The sequence below is a fragment of the Actinoplanes sp. HUAS TT8 genome (assembly GCF_051380535.1).
Taxonomy (GTDB): Bacteria; Actinomycetota; Actinomycetes; order Mycobacteriales; family Micromonosporaceae; genus Actinoplanes.
The window spans coordinates 7,961,306-7,981,412 of the sequence record NZ_CP195646.1 but is presented as its reverse complement, the minus strand read 5'-3'; the positions used below and the strand labels follow the sequence as shown (position 1 = coordinate 7,981,412).

Below are 20,107 nucleotides of genomic sequence, written 5' to 3'. Positions count from 1 at the left end.
AAAGTAAGTTCCCGCGCGAAGCTTGTACTTCGACGATCTACGATGCAAACTCTCCCAGCCTTTTATCAGTTTCGGGGGAAGGACGGCCGATGCGCCGTGGGCTGGGCCGGATCGCGATTGTTTGCGCGGTCCTTCTTGGATTGACGGTGGCCGCTCCAGTCGGCGCCGTCCGAGACCCGGAGTTACCGGTCTCGTGGATATGGTCGTGGTGGTCACAACGACCGGCGTGGGCGTTCGGAACACCGGCGGTGCCCAAGCAGGGGCACGGCGACGGTGGTCCGGACGACGCCGGGTACGCCGACACCAAAGCGCGCGGCGGGACGGGGCGGCCGTTCAAGCAGGCGCCCGGAACGCTCGACGCGTACCAGCCGTACGACCCGGCGACCAAGGCCGGCGGTACCGGCCCGGCCGAGGAGGGCTTCGACCCGAAGACCAGCGTCCGTGATCAGGACCGGTCGACGCCGCTGTCGGACGTGTTCACCAACGCCGACGGCACGGTCACGACGAAGACGTACCCGCGTCCGGTCAACTTCCAGGACGAGTCCGGTGACTGGCAGAAGATCGACGTCAACCTGAAGCACGAGGCGGACGGCCGGCTGCACGCCGCCGCCAACGCGATGGACACCTCGGTCGCCGCCCAGGCGCCGGCCGAGACCGAGGCCACGCCGGAGCGGGTCGCTCCGAGCTCGTCGCCGAGCGCCTCGCCGAGTGCCACCGCGTCGAGCCCGGCCACGCCGGGCGCCACCGGGACCGCGCCGGCCACGCTGGCCAACCTCGAACTGCCGACCGGCGAGAGCGTCGGCTACTCGCTGCTCGGCGCCAACCCGGTGACCGCGGCGGTGAAGGGCAACCTCGCCACCTACCCGGGCATCCTGCCGGAGACCGACCTCGAACTGGAGACGTTCGACGCCGGCATCAAGGAGACGATGGTCCTGCGCTCGCCGCAGGCGGCCAACGTCTGGACGTACCCGCTGACGCTGCACGGGCTGACCCCCCGCGTCGACGAGAACGGCGGCATCGAACTGCTCGACGCCAAGGGCAAGGCGGTCGCCTGGCTGCCCCGCGGCTCGATGCAGGACTCGAAGGTCGACCCGCACTCCGGTGCCGCGGCCGAGTCCACCAAGGTCGCGTTCTCGCTGGTGGAGCTGGACGGCGGGATCGCGCTGCGGGTCGAGGCCGACCGCGCGTGGCTGAACGACCCGGCGCGGGTCTACCCGGTCCGGGTCGACCCGACCGCGACCACCGGCACCACCGGTGACGTGATGGTCGACAACGACTCGGACACCAACAACAACGGTGACAACCTGGCCGTCGGTACCTACAACAGCGGTACCACCAAGGCGCGCTCGTTCATCCACCTGGACGACTTCGACACCGACATCAAGGGCAAGCACGTCACGGCGGCGACGCTGAAGCTGTACCTGACCTGGACCTACAGCTGTGACACGGACCGGATCTTCTACGTCCGCAAGGCCACCTCGAAGTGGACCGTGGCCGACCTGACCGCGTCGACGTCGATCACCGACTCGCCGACGTACTCGGCCGCGATCGGCTCGACGACCGTGACCGACCCGGGCGCGGCCTGCACCAACACCGGCGGTGACCGGAGCAAGGGCAAGTGGGTCTCGGTGCCGCTGGACGCGGCCTCGATCGACGCCTGGTCCAAGGGCGACGCGAACTACGGCCTGGCGCTGACCGCGTCGGAGACCGACAGCTACGCGTGGAAGCGGTTCACCTCGGCGAACTACTCCTCGGGCGCGTACAAGCCGGAGCTCTCGGTGACCTACAGCGCCAACGTGCTGCCGCAGGTCGACGTCCGCTACCCGGCCAACAACTCGGTGTCCTCCACGCTGACCCCGGAGCTGCTGGTCAAGGGCCACGACTCGGACAACTGGCCGGGCAAGGGCCTGACCTACGTCTTCACCGTGCTCAGCGCCGACGGCAAGACCACGGTCGCGACCTCGGCGGCGGTGGCCTCGTCGTGGACGGTGCCGGCCGGCAAGCTGGCCTGGAACACCACGTACCTGTACACGGTCCGGCCCTACGACCAGTCCGCCTACGGCGCCACTTCGCCCGCGTACGCGTTCACCACGAACGTCGCGCAACCGGTGGTGACCAGCAACCTGGCGCAGAACGGCGGCAAGGGCTTCGACTCCAGCATCGGTAACTACACGACCTCGGCGACCGACGCGAACATCAACACGGTCGGCCCGTCGCTGGCGATCAACCGCAGCTACAACAGCCTGGACACCCGGACCGACACCGCGTTCGGCACCGGTTGGTCGAGCATCCTCGACGCCAAGGCGACGCAGACCCTGGACTCGGCCAACACGCTGCAGTCGGTGCGGATCACCTACCCGACCGGTGAGGAGGTCGCGTTCGGCCGCACCTCGACCGGCACGTTCATCCCGCCGTCGGGCCGCTTCTCGACCTTCGAGGAGGTCAAGTCCGGCACCACGGTCACCGGTTACAAGCTGACCGACAAGGACGCGACCGCGTACGTCTTCGGCCGCGACACCGGCGTCGCCGGCGCCAAGGTGTTCCGGCTGACCTCGGTCACCGACGCCAACGGGCGCACGCTGACCATCGCGTACGGTACCGACGGCAACCCGTCGACGGTGACCAGCGCGTCCGGCCGCAAGCTGACGGTCGCCTGGACCAAGCCGACCGACGCGACCGCGTTCCACGTGTCCACGGTGGCCACCGACCGCGTGGACGCCAACGACGCCACCAGCGCCAACACCTGGCAGTACGGCTACACCGGTGACCGCCTGGCCCAGGTCTGCCAGCCCAACGACTACCAGCACTGCTGGGCGTACGGCTACGACCAGACCGCCCAGCACGGCACCACCGTGCTGAACCTGGACCCGGAGGCGTACTGGCCGTTCAACGAGGCGGCCGGTGCGAGCGTGGCGAAGAGCCGGGTGCTCTCCAACGCCGGCATCGACGCCGCCCAGTACCGCAACGTGAACCTCGGGCAGACCGGCCCGCTGGCCGCGTCCGGTCCGACCACCGCGGGCTTCAACGGCACCACCTCGTACGTGCAGATGCCTTCGAATTTGATCGCCGCGGGCCAGTACCAGTCGATCAGCATGTGGTTCAACACCTCCACCCCGAACGGCGTGCTGTTCAGCTACAACGCCGACCCGATCAGCAAGGGCAGCACCACCGCCAACTACACGCCCGCGCTCTACATCGACAAGAACGGCAAGCTTCGCGGCGAGCTGTGGATGGGCAACGCCACCCTGGCGATGAAGTCCACCACCACGGTGACCGACGCCAAGTGGCACCACGTGGTGCTGGCCGGTGCGGGCGACTCGCAGATCCTCTACGTGGACGGCAAGGCCGAGGCCTCGCTGGCCGGAACCATCTACACGGTCGAGAACCTGGCCGCGAACATCAACATCGGTTCCGGGTACGTCGGTGGCGGCTGGCCGGACCACGCCAAGACCGGCATCGCGACCGCGACCCCGTCCTGGTTCTCCGGCTCGATCGCCGACGTCGCGTTCTACAACCAGACGCTGACCTCCGACTCGGTGACCAAGCTGAACGCGTCCGGCCGGGTCACGCAGCCGGTGCTGTCCACGGTCACCCGGCCCAGCGGCGGGGTGACCGCCAAGGTCGGCTACGACAAGAACACCGGCCGGGTCTCCTCGGTCGTCGACGAGAACGGCGGCACGTGGAACCTCGCCGAGCCGAGCGTCGCCGGTAGCAGCCTGGTCTACGCCGGTGCCGTCCTGGGCGCCAAGCCCAAGGACTACTGGCGGCTGGGCGACGACCAGAACGCCGCCGACCCGGTCAACGAGGTCGCCGGCGGGACCGCGGTCTACAACGCGGTGCAGGTCGGCCAGGCCGGTCCGTTCACCGACGCGACCGCGACCGCGTTCGACGGCGCCACCTCGTACCTCGAACTGCCCGCGGACGACATCCCGGCGGCCGGTCCGAACAGCGTCGAGATGTGGTTCAAGATGCCGAAGAGCAGCACCAAGGGTGGTGTGCTGTTCGCTTCCCAGATCGACCCGGTGGGCGAGGCATCGGCCGGTGGCTGGACGCCCGCGCTCTACGTCGGCATCGACGGCAAGCTGCGCGGCGGTTTCTGGTCCGGTTCCGCGGCCAACCAGATGACCAGCACCTCGCTGGTCAACGACGGCAACTGGCACCACGTCGCGCTGGTCGCCTCCACCACCGCCCAGGCGCTCTACCTGGACGGCACCCCGATCAGCACGCTGGCCAAGGCGCCGGCCGCGTTCGGTGCGCTGCACGCGTACGTCGGCTCGGGCCGCTGGTCCGGTGGCTGGGCCTCGCACGGCACGGCCGACTTCGGCTGGTGGCCGGGATCGATCTCCGAGGTCGCGTACTACGACACCACGCTGACCCCGGCCCAGGTCGCCGACCACGTGGTCAAGGCCAAGCAGACCGCCCCGGTCTCGATGACCATGGTGGCCGGCACCAAGACGCCCATCGCCATGCCGGTCTCGCAGGTCACGGTCACCACGCCGGCCGACGCGGACGGCAAGCGGGCCGCCCAGGTCTCCTACTTCGACCTGGTCAACGGCAACCGGATCGTGGCGCAGACCGACGAGCGGAGCAAGACGACCCAGTACGGGTACGACGTCGGCGGCTTCTCCAGCATGGTCTGGGACCCCAACGGCGTGCTGACCCAGACGTTCCAGGACGCGCGGGGCAACACCAAGCAGTCGGTGACGTGTCAGGACCAGTCGGCCAAGAAGTGCTCGTCGGTCTACTACACGTACTTCCCGGACGCGACGACCACCACGCTGACCCCCAACCCGAAGAACGACCTGCTGCTCACGGTTCGCGGCGCGGGTTCGACCAGCGAGACCGACAACCGCTACCTCACCACCAACGAGTACGACGCCAAGGGCAACCTGACCACGGTCACCGAGCCGGAGGGGCGGGTCACCAGGACCGCGTTCACCGACGCGACCACGGTCGCCGCGGACGGGGGCACGCCCCCGGCGGGCCTGCCGACCAGGGTGACGATGCCGGGCGGCGGGTTCCAGACGGTCACGTACCTCAAATCGGGTGATGTGGCCCAGGTGACCGAGCCGGCCGGCAAGATCACCAAGTTCACCTACGACGCGCTGGGCCGGGTGCTCACCGAGACCGAGGTGACCAGCACCAACCCGAGCGGTGTGACCAGCACGCACAGCTACGACCGGATGGACCGGGAGGTGTCGGAGAAGGCTCCGGCGATCACCAACCGGGTCACCGGCGCCGTGCACACCGAGGTCACCAGCACGGTCTACGACCTCGACGGCAACATCACCGAGGTACGGCAGGAGGACGCGACCGGTGGCGACACCGCCCGCGTCGAGAAGCACGGCTACAACCAGTACGGCCAGGAGTTCAGCTCGACCTCGCCGGGCGGGGCGACGACCACGTTCACGTTCGACAGCCTGGGCCGGGTGGTCAACCAGACCAGCCCGGACGGCACGGTCACCAAGAGCGTGTACGACGAGGCCGGCAACCTGACCGAGACCTGGCTGCTCGGCTGGACCGGTGACCCGAACAAGCCGCAGGCCGCGGCCGACCTCCGGGTGGCCCGCAACGTCTACGACGACGCCGGTCGCCTGGCGGCCGAGGTGGACGCCCAGGACTGGACGACCAACCACTACTACACCGACAACGGTCTCGAGGCCAAGGTCGTCCGCACCGACGGGACGAACTCGTTCGTCGTCGAGCAGAACGAGTACGACGACGCCGGCAACCTGGTCACCGAGTACACCAACAACAGCACGACCAAGACCACGCACACGTACGACTTCGCCGGTCGCGAGACATCGTCGACCGCCGACCCGGACGGGCTCAAGCGGACCACCAGCGTCGTCTACGACAAGGACGACAACGCGCTGTCCACGACGCAGAGCGACGCGTCCGGTTCGGTGCTGAGCAAGGTCGAGGCGCTGTACGACCGGGCGGGCCGGGCCGTGGCCCAGACCCAGTACGTCTCCGGTTCGGTCAGCCCGGTCGCCCGCTGGAAGCTGAACGACGGCACCGGAACGCGGGCCGCCGACAGCGCCGGCAACAGCCCGGCCGACGTCACCACCGGCACCGTGGCCTGGAGCGCCGCCGACGGCGGGTCCGCCGTTCTCTCCGGGAACGGATACCTGACCAGCAACAACTCGGTCGTCGACACGACGCGGGCGTTCACCGTCTCGGCCTGGGTCAAGATCGCCGACAAGAACCAGCTCTACCGGGCGGTGTCCGGCGGTGGCGGCAAGCAGCAGTCGCCGTACGACCTCGCCTACGACCAGGAGAGTGGCCGCTGGCGCTTCCTCGTGGTGAGCGACGACGCCGCCGACACCAACTCGGGCACCGAGGCACTCTCCACCAGCACGCCCGCCGCGAACACGTGGACCCAGCTCACCGGCGTGTACGACCCGGCCGACAGCTCGGTCAGGCTCTACGTGGGCGGCACCCTGGAGAGCACCTCCACCGGTGCGATCTTCGGCACGACCGGTCCGGTCTACATCGGGTCGGGCATGTGGAACAACGCGCTCGGCGACAACCTCAACGGCAGCATCCGCGACGTGCAGGTGTACCAGCAGGCGCTGTCCGCCACGGACGTCAAGGCGCTGGCCGGCGGCACCCTCGCGGCGACCAGCAACAAGATCACCCGGACCGCCTACACGTACGACGAGGAAGACGCCGTCACCTCGGTGACCGACCCGCGTGGCTACACCAGCTACACCTCGTACGACGAGGACGGCAACGCGGTGAAGTCGACCGCGCCGGCCGCCCAGGCCGAATCGGTGGAGACCGGTGTGGTGACCGCGAACGCGGTCGCGTGGACCGGCTACAACACGTTCGGCGAGGTCACCGACTCGAAGGACGCGCTCGGCAACTGGTCGGTGACGTACTACGACGCCGACGGCAAGCCGACGCTGCAGCGCAGCCCGACCTACACGCCGCCGGACGGTTCGGCGGCGATCACGCCGGAGACGACCACGACCTACACCGACTCCGGTGAGGTCAAGACGATCACCGACCCGTACGGCAACGTCACCCGGTACGAGTACGACCAGCTCGACCGGATGTCGAAGATGATCACCGCTGACGGTGGGGAGACGGCGTACACGTACGACAAGATCGGTGATCTGCTCACCTCGACCGACCCGACCGGAGCCGTCGCCGCGACGACCTGGGACTACATGGGCCGGCAGGAGAAGAGCACGCAGATCGTCCGGGCGCCGTCGGCGGCGTCGTACGAGACCACGTTCGAATACGGCGCCAACGGTCAGATCGCCAAGGCGACGTCACCGACCGGAGTCACCCAGAGCGTGAAGTACAACGCGCTGGGCGAGACCGTCGAGTCGTACGACGGAGCCAACAACAAGACCACGAGGACGTACGACGGTCTGGGCCGTCCGACGAAGACGACCCAGGCCGACAACAGCTACAGCATCACCTCGTACGACATGGCCAATCAGCCCGTGTCGTCGAGTGAGTACAGCGCCGCCGGCACGTTGCTGACCACCGAGTCCAGCCAGTACGACGCGGCCGGCAACGCGGTCGCGGTGATCGACGCCCGCAAGCACACGACCACCTACGAGTACGACCCGACCGGCATGCTGATCAAGGAACGGCAGCCGATCAACGACTCGGACGCGATCGAGACGAGCTTCGGGTACGACCTGGAGGGCAACCGGACCCGGTTCACCGACGGCCGGAACAATGCGTTCTGGACCACGTACAACACCTGGGGTCTGACGGAATCGCAGATCGAGCCGTCCACGGCGGCACACCCGAATCTGGCCGACCGCACGTTCACGGTCGTCTACGACAAGGGTGGCCGGGCGGTCAAACAGTTGCTCCCGGGCGGTGTCTCGGTCAGCAACACCTATGACCTCATGGGGCAGCTGACCAAGCAGTCCGGTGCCGGTGCCGAGGCCACGACCGTCGACCACACCTTCGGGTACGACAAGGACGGCCGGGTCACCAAGTTCTCCGGGGTCGGCGGCGACAACGAGATCACCTACGACGACCGGGGTCTGGCCACCTCCATCAACGGTCCGTCCGGGAACTCGTCCTTCTCCTACAACGGCGACGGTTCGATGACCTCGCGGACCGACGCGGCGGGCACGACCAACTACGGGTACGACACCGCGGGGCGGCTCCAGAAGCTGACCAACAGCGGCAAGGGCGTCGACGCGACGTACAGCTACGACGTCCTGAACAGCGTCAAGAAGATCGCGTACGGGACCGGGAACAGCCGGAACTTCACCTACGACGACGCGCACCGGCTCAAGACCGACGACCTCACGTCGTCGGCCGGGACGTCGATCGCCAAGGTCGATTACGGCTGGAACGAGAACGACGATCTGACGTCTAAGAAGACCACCGGGTTCGGTGGTCAGACGATCAGCAACACCTACACGTACGACTACGCCGACCGGCTCACCTCGTGGAACAACGGGGCGGCCACGACGGTGTACGCGTACGACAAGTCCGGTAACCGGGTGCAGAACGGCAGCAAGCTGTTCACGTACGACGCCCGTAACCGGCTGCTGACCGCGGACAACGTGAACTACAACTACACCGCCCGCGGCACGCTGAACTACGCCGGCACCACGCTGACCAAGACCGACGCGTTCGGTCAGGTCGTCTCCCAGGGTGACCGTAACGGCGGGACGCAGACGTACCAGTACGACGCGCTGGGCCGGGCCATCAAGGACGGCTTCTCCTACACCGGGGCGGACAACGACCTGGCCGCGGACAGCCAGGCGACGTACGTCCGTGGCATCGGCAACGAGGTGATCGCCGAGACCGCGGCCAGCGGCGGCGGCACCAAGCTGGCCTGGACCGACCTGCACAACGACGTGGTGGCCCAGTACACCGCGACCGGCACGGCGCTGGACGGCTCCACGGTCTACGACCCACTGGGCAAGGCCGTCGCCAGCGGCGGGCAGATGGTCGGCAACCTCGGCTACCAGTCGGAGTGGACCGAGAGCTCGACCAGCCGGGTCAACATGATGGCCCGCTGGTACAACACCGACACCGGTCAGTTCGACACCCGTGACACGGTCTCGAACAGCCCGATCGGTGACTCGGTCAACGCCAACCGCTACCAGTACGGCGACGCGAACCCGCTGACCGTGACCGACCCGACCGGCCACTTCGGCTTCGGATCGATCTTCAAGAAGGCGACGAGCTTCGTCAGCAACACGGTCCACTCGGTGTCGTCGTACGTCTCCTACTCGGTGTCGTCGGCGTACTCGTACGCTGCGGCGAGTTACCACCGCTCGGTGAGTGCGGTCAAGGCCACCTATCACCGCACCGTCAAGGCCGTGAAGAAGGCCAGCCACCGGTTGGTCAAAGCGGTCAAGCACTACGCGTCGAAGGTGAAGCGGTACGTCAAGAAGCAGGTCGCCAAGGTCAAGAAGAAGGTCACCAAGTTCGTGAAGGCGGCTGTCCACAAGGCAGCCAAGATCACGAAGGCCGTCATGAAGAAGGCCAAGGCGGCGGGTAAAGCGGTCACCGCGGCCGCGAAACGGGTGGCCAAGAACCCGGTCGCGGCGATCAAGGACGCAGCCAAAGCCACCAAGAAATTCGTCGTCGAACATAAAGACGCGATCATCGAGATCGCGGCCATCGGCGTCGGAATCCTGGCCGGCATGGCCTGCACGGCGGCCACCGCCGGGGCCGGCGCGGTCGCCTGTATGGTCGGTGCGTCCGCCCTGGTCAACCTGGCCAAGGATGCCGCCCAGGGCAACATCAGCTCGTTCGGTGACGCGCTCGGTTCGCTGGGCACCGGCGCCCTGACCGGTCTCATCGGCGGCGCCGGTGGCGCCATCGCCGGCAAGGTCGGCGCCATGGTCGCCGGCAAGGTCGGCACCGGCTTCCTCGGCCGCATGGCCACCGAAGCCGTCGAGAACGGCGTCGACGAGGTCTTCAACCAGGCCGTCACCACCGGTCGGGTCGACCCCAAGTCCGCGGCCATGAGCATGATCCCGGGCATGGGTGCCTTCTTCGGAGGCAAGAAGAACAAGGGCGGCGGTTCTCCGCTCAGCAGCGCCAGCCACGCCTCGTCCGACGGCGGTGGTGGCCTCCCGATGGCCACCGGCCTCATCTCCGGGATCACCGGCGGCGCCAGCTGCCACAGCTTCGACCCGAACACCAAGGTCCTGATGGCCGACGGTTCGGAGCGCCCGATCCAGGACGTCAACGTCGGCGACACGGTCGTGGCGACCGACCCGGAGACGGGTAAGTCCTACGACCAGCCGGTCACCCAGCTGCACCGCAACACCGACCACGAGTTCTCCGACGTCACGGTCAAGGACCAGGACGGCAAATCGGCCACCCTGAACACGACCCAGAACCACCCGTTCTGGGACGAGACCACCAAGGCGTGGACCGAGGCGAAGGACCTCAAGCCGGGCGACCACCTCAAGGTCGAGGGCCAGGGCGACGTCGTCGTCAACGAGGTTCGCAATTACGACGACACCAAGGAAATGCGCGACCTCACGGTCGCCGGCACGCACACGTACTATGTGTTCGCGGGCGCCGAGTCGGTCCTGGTTCACAACAACAACAAGCGTAAATGTGTCTCGGTCTACGACGACTCCAGCTACAACAAACACGGCATGGTTCCGACGAGCAGCTCGGGTAACGATGTCAGCCCGGCGCCGCGCAATGGTCAGGCCGCGCTGGACCGATCTATCCAGATCAAGCCGACCTCGGATCGGCGAATCGGTGTGGATCATGAGAACGGTGAGATCGTCATCCTCGACCGGCACCGGGATGTCCAGTACGACGACGACGATCCGCGACCGGATTACCACGAGTATCACGGTCACGTTCCGACGATCGCCTCCATCACGGACAAGCAGGGGGAGAACGTCCTCTCGGCGCTGAAGAAGCTGGGGTTGATCGACAACAAGAACCGCCCCCTGCCTCCGACCGGGGCTCCCCTCCCGGAGGTGCTGACGAAGAAGAAGAAGTAGTGTCCTGGTTGTTGATCGAATCATGAAAGGAGCGTTTCTGCCATGTCGGACGAATTTGATTGGGATGCCGAAAGGCAGGATCTGCTCGCCCGCATTCAACGGGATGACCCGGATGCCGGAGTCGACCTGGTGAAAATGGTTCTCGGTGGTTGGGCGACGCCGGAATTGATCGCCGCGGCCCTCGATTCCGGAAATCCGCGGATGCGGGCCCAAGGTCTGGTCGCCATGGGAGATTACTCGCGGCTCAACGGCACGATGGAGTACGCGGTCGTGGTGAAGGCGAAGGCCCTCCTTCGTGACACCGCGAGTGCCGGCAGCGTCACCGTTTCGGGATACGCTGACGACGCGATCGACGACACCGTTTATCACGACAGCCGTCGATCGCGGTTCATCACGCTTTTCCCCCGGCGCTGGCTGCGATTCGAACGACGGAAAGCGATCCGGCGCTTGAAGGAGTTTTTCAGTCCATCGGACAGCGCATGAGATGAGCGCGAAGAGAAAGTGATCGGCCGGCCCGTCCCGACGGGCTGAGTCCCGTCTCGCACTGATCCGGCCGGCGCCGACAAGCGCCGGCCGGATTTGTCGTCTCGGCTTCAGCCGCGCGCCGGCCCGGTGCTGTCCCGGACGACCAGGGTGGCCGGCAGCAGGGTTTGAGGAGTGGGGACGGGTTTGCCGTCCCGGGTGGATTGCAGGGCAGCGGTCAGAGCACTGGCCGCTGCCCTTCCCTTTTCCTCCACGTCCTGCCGGACCGTCGTCAGGGCCGGCCGCAACTGGCTCGCCGTCGGGCCGTCGTCGAAGCCGGTCACCGACACGTCGTCCGGGATGCGCAGGCCCAGGTCCTCGGCGGCCTGGTAGATGCCGACGGCGGTGACGTCCGAGAAGCAGAGGAAGGCCGTCGGCCGGTCCGGGCGGGACAGCAGCTCGCGGGCGTCGCGGCGGATCGCGTCGACCCGTTCGAACGGCTCCCGGATGACGATCGGGGTCAGGCCGGCCGAGGAGAGCACGTCGTCCCAGCCGAGGCGCCGCTGGACGGAGGCCCAGCCCTCGGTCAGCACCGATCGGTCGGTGACCAGGCCGTGCTGCCCGTGGGCGCCGGCCAACGCGTACGCGATCCGGGTGTGCCCAAGATCGAGCAGATGCCGTGCGGTGTCCTGGGCGCCGGTGCGGTCGGCGACGTTGACGCAGGCGTAGCCCTCGACCGGGGCCTGGTCGACGAAGACCATCGGCAGTTTGCGGCGGCGCAGCCAGGCGACCGCCGGTGAGGTCGGGTCGCAGGAGTAGACGAGTGCGCCGTCCATGGCCACGTCCCGGGCCGGGATCAGGTCTTCGGTGCCGGCCGAGGTGAGCAGGGTGATGGACAGGCCGGTCGGGGCGAGTTCTTCGGAGATCGCGCCGAGGAAGCTGCCGGCGACCAGGTCGGTGAAGGCGTAGCGCAGCGAGTCGGTGAGCAGGATGCCGATGGCGCCGGTGGTGCCTTTGGCCAGGGCGCGGGCGGTCGGGTCAGGGCCCGCGTAACCCAGGTCCTGCGCCGCGTCGAGGATGCGTTTGCGCAGGTTGGGGGAGAGCTGGTCGGGTCGGGAGAACGCGTTGGAGACCGTCATCCGGCTCACGCCGACCCGATCCGCGATCGTCTGCAACGTCACCCGAGGCACCCAGTCACCGTTCCTTCCGCTGCCCACACGGTAGCCCGGCCGTCGGGCCCGGCCCACCGGCGCCGACGCGGCGAGGACGGGAAAGGTGCGGCGCGCCCCCGGCCGGACGGTGGCCGGGGGCGCGCCGCGATTACCGGATGAGAGCCTCAGGGCGGTGTCCGGCGGGCGCGACCGCCACCGACACCTTGTAGATCGCCCGGGCCAGCGTCTTCCGCAGGTGCGGCTCCCGCCGGGCGGGTTCGGGCACCACGGGCGCGTCCGGCCGCGCGCTGAGCACCGATCGGTTCAGGTCGTTCAGTCCCCGGAGGTAGGCGGTGGGCAGTTCCATGACGCCTCCAAATTAACGACGACGTTTTCTGTACCGGTACAGTAAGCCGCGTCATCTGTACCGGTCAAGAAGAGGAGCCTGCCAAGTTTCCCCACCCGTCTGTGATGGGATCGTGGGCATGGGCGCGAACGCTGAGTACGTCTTCGTCGGTTGCTACACGGGTGACAAGGGGGGCGAGGGTGACGGCATCACGCTGCTACGGCGGGACCCCGCGACCGGGGAGTTGACCCGGCTGGGGCTGGCCGCGCGTACCCCCTCTCCGTCCTTCCTGGCCCAGCACCCGACCCTTCCGGTCCTCTACTCCGTCAACGAGCTGGACGAGGGCGCGGTCTCCGCCTTCTCGGTCGCCCCCGACTGCGCGCTGGTCCCGCTCGCCACGCGCCCGACCGGTGGGGTCGATCCGTGCCACCTCGCGGTCACCGCGGACGGCCGGCACCTGGTGGTGGCCAACTACGGGAGCGGGTCGGTGTCCGTACATCCGCTGGATGCCGAAGGCGCGCCGGGGGAGCGCACCGACCTTCTCACTCTGAGCGGCTCCGGGCCGGTCGCGGAGCGCCAGTCGAGCCCGCACGCGCACATGGTGGCGCCCGATCGGAACGGTCCCGACGTGCTGATCTCCGACCTCGGGTCGGACCGGGTGTGGCGGTCGCGGCTGGATCCGGTCTCCGGGCGGCTCGGGGCGCCCGAGCCGGCGGTGGAGGCCGAGCCGGGCACCGGGCCGCGGCACCTGACCCGGTCGGCCGACGGCGCGCTGTTCCTGGCCGGCGAGCTGAGCGGGACGTTGAGCTGGTACCGGGCGGCCGGCGGCCCGACGCTGGAGCGGCGGGGCGAGGCCGAGTCGAGCAAGGCGGCCGGGGCGGTCTACCCGTCCGAGGTGGCCGCTGGGCGGGACGGCCGTTTCGTCTACCTGGCCAACCGTGGGCCGGACACGGTGACGACGTTCGCCTGGGACGGCGAGAGCGCTTCGGTGGTCGATGAGACATCGACCGGCGGCGCTTGGCCCCGGCACATGATCTTGATTGGCGATCACCTCTACGTGGCCAATGAACGTTCACACAACGTGACGGTTTTCCGGGTCGATCCGGACTCCGGAATTCCCGTCCCGCAAGGTGAACCGACCGCCGAGCCGAGCCCCACCTGTCTGCTTCGCTGGAACCCGCCGATGATCAGGCCATAGGCGACATCGGGCACCCGTGCACATCCGCGACCTTTGCGGTCAAAGCCGACGCCCGGGTGCCCGAACTTGATACTGATCGAGACGGCGTCATCACTCTCGGTGTTTTCTAGATCGGCAAGCGCCAATCTGAGTAACTTTCGACCGAACGTATATGGCATTCAGGTCTTGGGATGCGCAGTATGGAGCGCGTGTCTGGCCGCCATCGTAGAAACTTCAACTTAAAAGGGGCGACCGTCGTCGGAGGCGCAATGGCGATAGTCGTCGTTGTCGCGGGGACGTGGTTTGGATACAGCCAGCTGGCTGATTCCAAGTGCACCGGCTCCGTCCGGCTCAACGTCTCCGCCGCCCCGGAAATAGCACCCGCTGTGACGGATGCTGCCAACGCCTGGTCGAAGGACGGGGGGAACGTTCACGGCACCTGTGTCTCGGTTGCGGTGTCGCCTGTCTCGCCGAGCGACGTGGCGAGCGTGATCGCCCGTGACCACGGTGTCACCCTGGCCAACGTGGGCCAGGCCAAGGGCACGGTTCAGGTGCCCGACGTCTGGATCCCGGACTCGACGACCTGGCAGCTGCGCCTGCGCAACGAGGCCTCCGGCTTCCAGCCGTCCAAGGTCACCTCGGTGGCGCAGAGCCCACTCGTCGTCGCCATGCCACAGCCGATCGCGCAGGCGAAGAAGCTGGAGGGCAAGAAGGTGCCGCTGGCGAGCCTGCTCGGCCAGCAGCTGGGTTCGGCCGACGCGCCGAAGTTCGGCATCGTCAACCCGGGCAAGGACGCTTCCGGCCTGATCGCCCTGATGTCGATCGGTCAAGCCGTCGGCGCCGGGGCGGACGCGGTCAAGAAGCAGGTGCAGGCGCTCACCTACCTCGCCAAGAACAAGTCGGACCTGCGGGACGAGCTGCTCGAACAGTTCCCGAAGGCGACCGACCCGGCCACCCTCGCCGAGAGCCTCGGTGCGGCGCCGCTGTCGGAGGAGGACGTGATCTCGTACAACGCGCAGCGACCGCCGGTCGAGCTCAGCGCGGTGTACCTGAGCGGGGCGAACGTTCCGCTGGACTATCCGTACACGGTGCTTCCGCAGGTCGTCGACGGTGACAAGATCGACGCCGCGCAGGCTCTGCTGACCCAGCTGGGCTCGGGCTCGTTCAAGGACTCGCTGGCCTCCGCCGGCCTGCGGGCCCCGGACGGGACGTACGGTTCGGGCTTCGAGGCCCCGATCGGCGCCCCGCAGGCCTCTCCGGCGATCACCGCCGCGGCCGGTGGCGGCGACGCCTCCGGTGGTTCGGCGGCGGCCGGGATCGACGCGGCCTCGGTCAGCAAGGTGGTCGGTACCTGGAACGCGACCACGCAGGCGGGCCGCGTGCTGGCCGTGTTCGACGTCTCCGGTTCGATGGGCGACCCGGTGCCGACGGCCGGTAACAAGAGCAAGGCCGTGGTCACCCAGGCCGCCGCCGGAACCGGTCTGTCGCTGTTCAGCGACGAGTGGGCGGTCGGCGTGTGGGCGTTCTCCACCAACATGAACGGCAAGAAGCCGTGGAAGCAGCTCATCCCGGTCACCCCGCTGTCCACCGGGCGGGAGGCCGTCGCGGCCACCATCCCGCAGCTGAACCCGAACCCGGACGGCAACACCGGTCTGTACGACACCGTCCTGGACGCGTACAACGCGGCCAAGGCGGGCTGGAAGGCCGGCAAGGCGAACTCGGTCATCCTGTTCACCGACGGGCAGAACGACAACTCCGACGGTCTCAAGCAGGACGTCCTGATCGCCAAGCTCAAGGCCGCCCAGGACCCGAACAAGTTCGTCCGCCTCGTGCTGATCGGTATCGGTAACGAGGTCGACAAGGGCGAGCTCCAGACGATCTCCAAGACCGTCAAGGGCAGCGGCGTGTTCATCGCCGAGGACCCGACCAAGATCACCGACATCTTCCTGCAGGCGATCGGCTCGCGCACCGGCGTCGAGTAAGCCGGTCACCGACCTACGCGGCCGCCATTCCCCCGGGGATGGCGGCCGCTTCATTTCCGGCAGGTTTTCGCAAAATCGCGACGGCCAATGCAAAAATCAAATTCAAGATCGGCAATTACGGCGTACGCCGGAGCCAGCCGGCCGGATCCTCGCGAACTTCCCGGATCACGGCATCGGCCGCGCCGCGCACCGCGGCCTCGGCGCCCAGACTCGCCGCCCGCAGGACGACCGGCGCCAGCCCCGAGGTCAGCACCCGCCGCCGCAACTCGGCCTCGATCCCCTCGCGCAGCCGGGCGAAGTGCGGGACGTAGGCCCCGCCGAGCACGATCACCGGCACGTCCAGCAGGTTGACCACCGCGGACAGCGCGATCCCGAGCGCGGCCGCGGCCAGCGGCTCGTCGGCCGCGAGCGCCTCCTGCCCGGCATACTGCTCCAGGCAGCCGTTGGCCCCGCACCGGCAGGGCCGCCCGTCGGGGTAGACGGTGACGTGCCCGATCTCGCCGCTCCAGCCGCGCACGCCGCGATACAGCTCGCCGCCGATGACCAGCCCGGCGCCGATGCCGACCTCGCCACTCACGTACAGAAAATCGGGGTTGGCCCCGGCGACCCGCAGCTCACCGAGAGCGGCCAGGTTGGCCTCGTTGTCGACCCCGACCGGCAGGCCGGCCAGCTCGGGCACGTCGCGCAGCAGGGCCGCGGCGTCCACGTTGAGCCAGCCGAGGTTGGGCGCGACCCGGACCAGATCGCCGGAGACCAGGCCGGGCACGGCCAGTGCGGCGCCGGCGATGACCAGGCCCTCGGCCTCGGCCGCGAGCCGGGCCCGGGCGCCCAGCCGGCCCAGCGCGGCCAGGGCCTCGGCCGGCCCGGCCGGACGCTGGTCGGCGTGCTCGGTGAAACGGTGGCGGACCGCGCCGGTCAGGTCGACCACGCAGGCCGCCAGGTAGTCGACGTTGATCTCCAGGCCGAGCCCGGCCGGGCCGGTCGCGGTGAGCGCCAGGCCGGCCGCGGGACGACCGGCGCCGGTCCGCGGCGGCGGGTCGAGCTCGGTCAGCAGCACGCCGGCGATCAGGTCGTCGACCAGGGCCGAGACGGTGGCCCGGGTGAGCCCGGTGGCCGCCGCGACCGAGGCCCGGGAGGGCGGATCGGCGCTGTTGGCCACGGTGTTCAGGACCAGCGCGAGATTATGGGCTCGGACGCTCGACTGGCGGACGGGGGCGCTGGAACTCGTCGTCATCCGGGCCGGCACGCCCTTGACAATGCCACACCCCGACCAAATAATTCAACCAATAAACAAATCGAGCGCGTTTCCCGGAGGTAACCGTGTCGCTCCAGGCCACACCCGAAGACAAGTTCTCCTTCGGTCTCTGGACCGTCGGCTGGCAGGCTCGCGACCCGTTCGGTGACGCGACCCGCGAGGCCCTCGACCCGATCGAGGCGGTGCACAAGCTCGCCGAGATCGGCGCCTACGGCATCACGTTCCACGACGACGACCTGGTGCCGTTCGGCACCGACGCCGCGACCCGCGACGGCCTGATCGCCGGGTTCAAGAAGGCCCTCGACGAGACCGGCCTGATCGTCCCGATGGTCACCACCAACCTGTTCACCCACCCGGTGTTCAAGGACGGCGGCTTCACCAGCAACGACCGCTCGGTCCGGCGTTACGCGCTGCGCAAGGTGCTGCGCCAGATGGACCTCGGCGCCGAGCTGGGGGCCAAGACGCTGGTCCTGTGGGGCGGCCGCGAGGGCGCGGAGTACGACTCGGCCAAGGACGTCAAGGCCGCCCTCGACCGTTACCGTGAGGCCCTCAACCTCCTCCAGCAGTATTCGGCCGACAAGGGCTACGGTTTCCGTTTCGCCATCGAGCCGAAGCCGAACGAGCCCCGCGGCGACATCCTGCTCCCGACCGCCGGCCACGCCATCGCGTTCGTGCAGGAGCTGGAGCACCCCGAGTTCTTCGGCATCAACCCCGAGGTCGGGCACGAGCAGATGTCGAACCTGAACTTCACCCAGGGCATCGCCCAGGCCCTGTGGCACAAGAAGCTGTTCCACATCGACCTGAACGGCCAGCACGGCCCGAAGTACGACCAGGACCTGGTCTTCGGTCACGGCGACCTGCTCAACGCGTTCTCCCTGGTCGACCTGCTGGAGAACGGTGCCGACGGCGGCCCGGCCTACGACGGCCCGCGCCACTTCGACTACAAGCCCTCCCGCACCGAGGACTACGACGGCGTCTGGGAGTCGGCCAAGGCCAACATCCGGATGTACCTGCTGCTCAAGGAGCGGGCCAAGGCGTTCCGGGCCGACCCCGAGGTGCAGGCCGCGCTGGCCGCCTCCAAGGTCGCCGAGCTCTCCACGCCGACCCTGAACGCCGGCGAGACCTACGCCGACCTGATCGCCGACCGCGCCGCCTTCGAGGAGTACGACGCCGACGCCGCCGGCGCCCAGGGCTACGGTTTCGTCAAGCTGAACCAGCTCGCGATCGAGCACCTGCTCGGGGCTCGCTGACCATGAGCTTGGTAGCCGGGATCGACAGCTCCACGCAGTCGGTCAAGGTCGTCATCCGCGACGCCGAGACCGGGAAACTGGTCCGGGAGGGCCGCGCCGCGCATCCGGACGGCACCGAGGTGCATCCGGACGCGTGGTGGGCCGCGCTCCAGCAGGCGATCGAGGCGGCGGGCGGTCTGGACGACGTCGCCGCCGCCTCGGTGGCCGGCCAGCAGCACGGCATGGTCGTGCTGGACGAGAACGGTGAGGTGGTCCGCCCGGCGCTGCTGTGGAACGACACGCGCAGCGCCGGCGCCGCCACCGACCTGATCCAGGAGCTGGGCGGCGGCGACAAGTGGGCCGAAGCGGTCGGCATCGTGCCGGTCGCCAGCTTCACGCTCACCAAGCTGCGCTGGCTGGCCCGCAACGAGCCGGCGAACGCGGCCCGGGTCGCCGCGGTCTGCCTGCCGCACGACTGGCTGACCTGGAAGCTGTCCGGGTCGACCGATCTCGCCGATCTCCGGACCGACCGCAGCGACGCCAGCGGCACGCTCTACTGGTCGGCCAAGACCAATGAGTACCGGCGCGACCTGCTGGAGCTCGGCTTCGGGCGGGACCTCGTCCTGCCCGAGGTGCTCGGCCCGACCGGGATCGCCGGGCACCTGCCCAACGGCGCCCCGCTGGGCCCGGGCGCCGGGGACAACGCGGCGGCCGCCCTCGGCACCGGCGCGCTGCCCGGCGACGTGATCGTCTCGATCGGCACGTCGGGCACGGTCTTCGTCTCCTCGGACGCGGCGCCGATCGACCCGAGCGGCACGGTGGCCGGTTTCGCCGACACCACCGGGCGGTTCCTGCCGATCGTGGTCACGCTCAACGCGGCCCGGGTCCTGGACGCGGCGGCCAAACTGCTCGGCGTCTCGCACGACGAGTTGTCCCGGCTGGCGCTCTCGGCTCCGGCCGGGGCCGATGGCCTGGTCCTGGTGCCGTACCTCGAAGGCGAACGGACCCCGAACCGGCCGGACGCCACCGGCGCGATCCACGGGCTGACCCTGCGGACGTCCGACCCGGCGCACCTGGCCCGGGCCGCCGTCGAGGGGATGCTCTGCGCGCTCGCCGACGGGCTGGACGCCCTGGTCGGTCAGGGTGCCCAGGCCAACCGGATCGTGCTGGTCGGCGGTGGGGCGCGCAGCGAGGCGGTCCGCCGGGTCGCGCCCGCGCTGTTCGGCAAGCCGGTGCTGGTCCCGCCGCCGGGTGAGTACGTGGCCGACGGTGCGGCCCGGCAGGCGGCCTGGGTGGCCACGGGCGGCGACACCCCGCCGGCCTGGTCGGCCGAACCCCCTTCGGTGTACGAGGACGACCCCGTCCCGTTGATCCGCGAGCAGTACGCGGCCGCCCAGCACGCCGTGCTGGACCGGACCCGCTGAACGACCCCGTTGCGGGGGTGCGGCGCTCATGCCGTACCCCCGCAATTTTTTTTCTTGAAGGTTTTTTGTTGTCGCCCTGGCTCCTCGGCATCTACGTATCGGCCGCATCCCCGG

The 20,107-nt window shown here is 68.8% G+C and carries 9 protein-coding genes; 6 read left to right on the top strand and 3 right to left on the bottom strand.

The annotated features are described in order from the left end of the window. Positions 1-248 precede the first annotated feature (248 nt). Positions 249-10,967, top strand: coding sequence for a LamG-like jellyroll fold domain-containing protein (locus tag ACSHV8_RS35290; protein WP_436522983.1), 10,719 nt, complete (start codon positions 249-251; stop codon positions 10,965-10,967). Positions 10,968-11,009: 42 nt separating this feature from the next. Then, on the top strand, positions 11,010-11,450 hold the full coding sequence (locus ACSHV8_RS35285; protein WP_436522981.1) for a hypothetical protein: 441 nt from the start codon (positions 11,010-11,012) through the stop codon (positions 11,448-11,450). Positions 11,451-11,560: 110 nt separating this feature from the next. On the opposite strand, the gene ACSHV8_RS35280 is transcribed toward ACSHV8_RS35285, so the two are convergent. After that, positions 11,561-12,610: a LacI family DNA-binding transcriptional regulator gene (locus ACSHV8_RS35280; RefSeq protein ID WP_436522979.1), complete on the bottom strand. Its 1,050-nt coding sequence runs from the start codon at positions 12,608-12,610 to the stop codon at positions 11,561-11,563. A 139-nt stretch (positions 12,611-12,749) separates the two neighbouring features. Next, positions 12,750-12,947, bottom strand: coding sequence for a hypothetical protein (locus tag ACSHV8_RS35275; RefSeq protein ID WP_436522977.1), 198 nt, complete (start codon positions 12,945-12,947; stop codon positions 12,750-12,752). Between the two features lie 118 nt (positions 12,948-13,065). Between ACSHV8_RS35275 and ACSHV8_RS35270 the strand changes: the two genes are divergently transcribed. After that, positions 13,066-14,124, top strand: coding sequence for a lactonase family protein (locus tag ACSHV8_RS35270; RefSeq protein WP_436522975.1), 1,059 nt, complete (start codon positions 13,066-13,068; stop codon positions 14,122-14,124). A 467-nt stretch (positions 14,125-14,591) separates the two neighbouring features. Further along, positions 14,592-16,085, top strand: a complete 1,494-nt coding sequence (locus tag ACSHV8_RS35265) for a VWA domain-containing protein (RefSeq protein WP_436522973.1) — start codon at positions 14,592-14,594, stop codon at positions 16,083-16,085. Between the two features lie 115 nt (positions 16,086-16,200). On the opposite strand, the gene ACSHV8_RS35260 is transcribed toward ACSHV8_RS35265, so the two are convergent. Continuing rightward, positions 16,201-17,319 carry an ROK family protein gene (locus tag ACSHV8_RS35260; protein ID WP_436522971.1) on the bottom strand — a complete coding sequence of 373 codons (1,119 nt, stop codon included), beginning with the start codon at positions 17,317-17,319 and terminating at the stop codon, positions 16,201-16,203. An 86-nt stretch (positions 17,320-17,405) separates the two neighbouring features. Between ACSHV8_RS35260 and xylA the strand changes: the two genes are divergently transcribed. Continuing rightward, a complete protein-coding gene (gene xylA / locus ACSHV8_RS35255; RefSeq protein WP_436522969.1) occupies positions 17,406-18,590 on the top strand; it encodes a xylose isomerase in 1,185 nt (394 codons plus the stop codon). 2 nt (positions 18,591-18,592) lie between these two features. Continuing rightward, positions 18,593-19,993 carry a xylulokinase gene (xylB, locus tag ACSHV8_RS35250; protein ID WP_436522967.1) on the top strand — a complete coding sequence of 467 codons (1,401 nt, stop codon included), beginning with the start codon at positions 18,593-18,595 and terminating at the stop codon, positions 19,991-19,993. The last annotated feature ends 114 nt before the right edge of the window (positions 19,994-20,107 follow it).

Coding starts and splice junctions, on each gene's coding strand:
- ACSHV8_RS35285 (WP_436522981.1), top strand. CDS start 11,010: ATGTCGGACGAATTTGATTGGGATGCCGAAAGGCAGGATCTGCTCGCC.
- ACSHV8_RS35270 (WP_436522975.1), top strand. CDS start 13,066: ATGGGCGCGAACGCTGAGTACGTCTTCGTCGGTTGCTACACGGGTGAC.
- ACSHV8_RS35275 (WP_436522977.1), bottom strand. CDS start 12,947: ATGGAACTGCCCACCGCCTACCTCCGGGGACTGAACGACCTGAACCGA.
- ACSHV8_RS35260 (WP_436522971.1), bottom strand. CDS start 17,319: ATGACGACGAGTTCCAGCGCCCCCGTCCGCCAGTCGAGCGTCCGAGCC.
- xylB (WP_436522967.1), top strand. CDS start 18,593: ATGAGCTTGGTAGCCGGGATCGACAGCTCCACGCAGTCGGTCAAGGTC.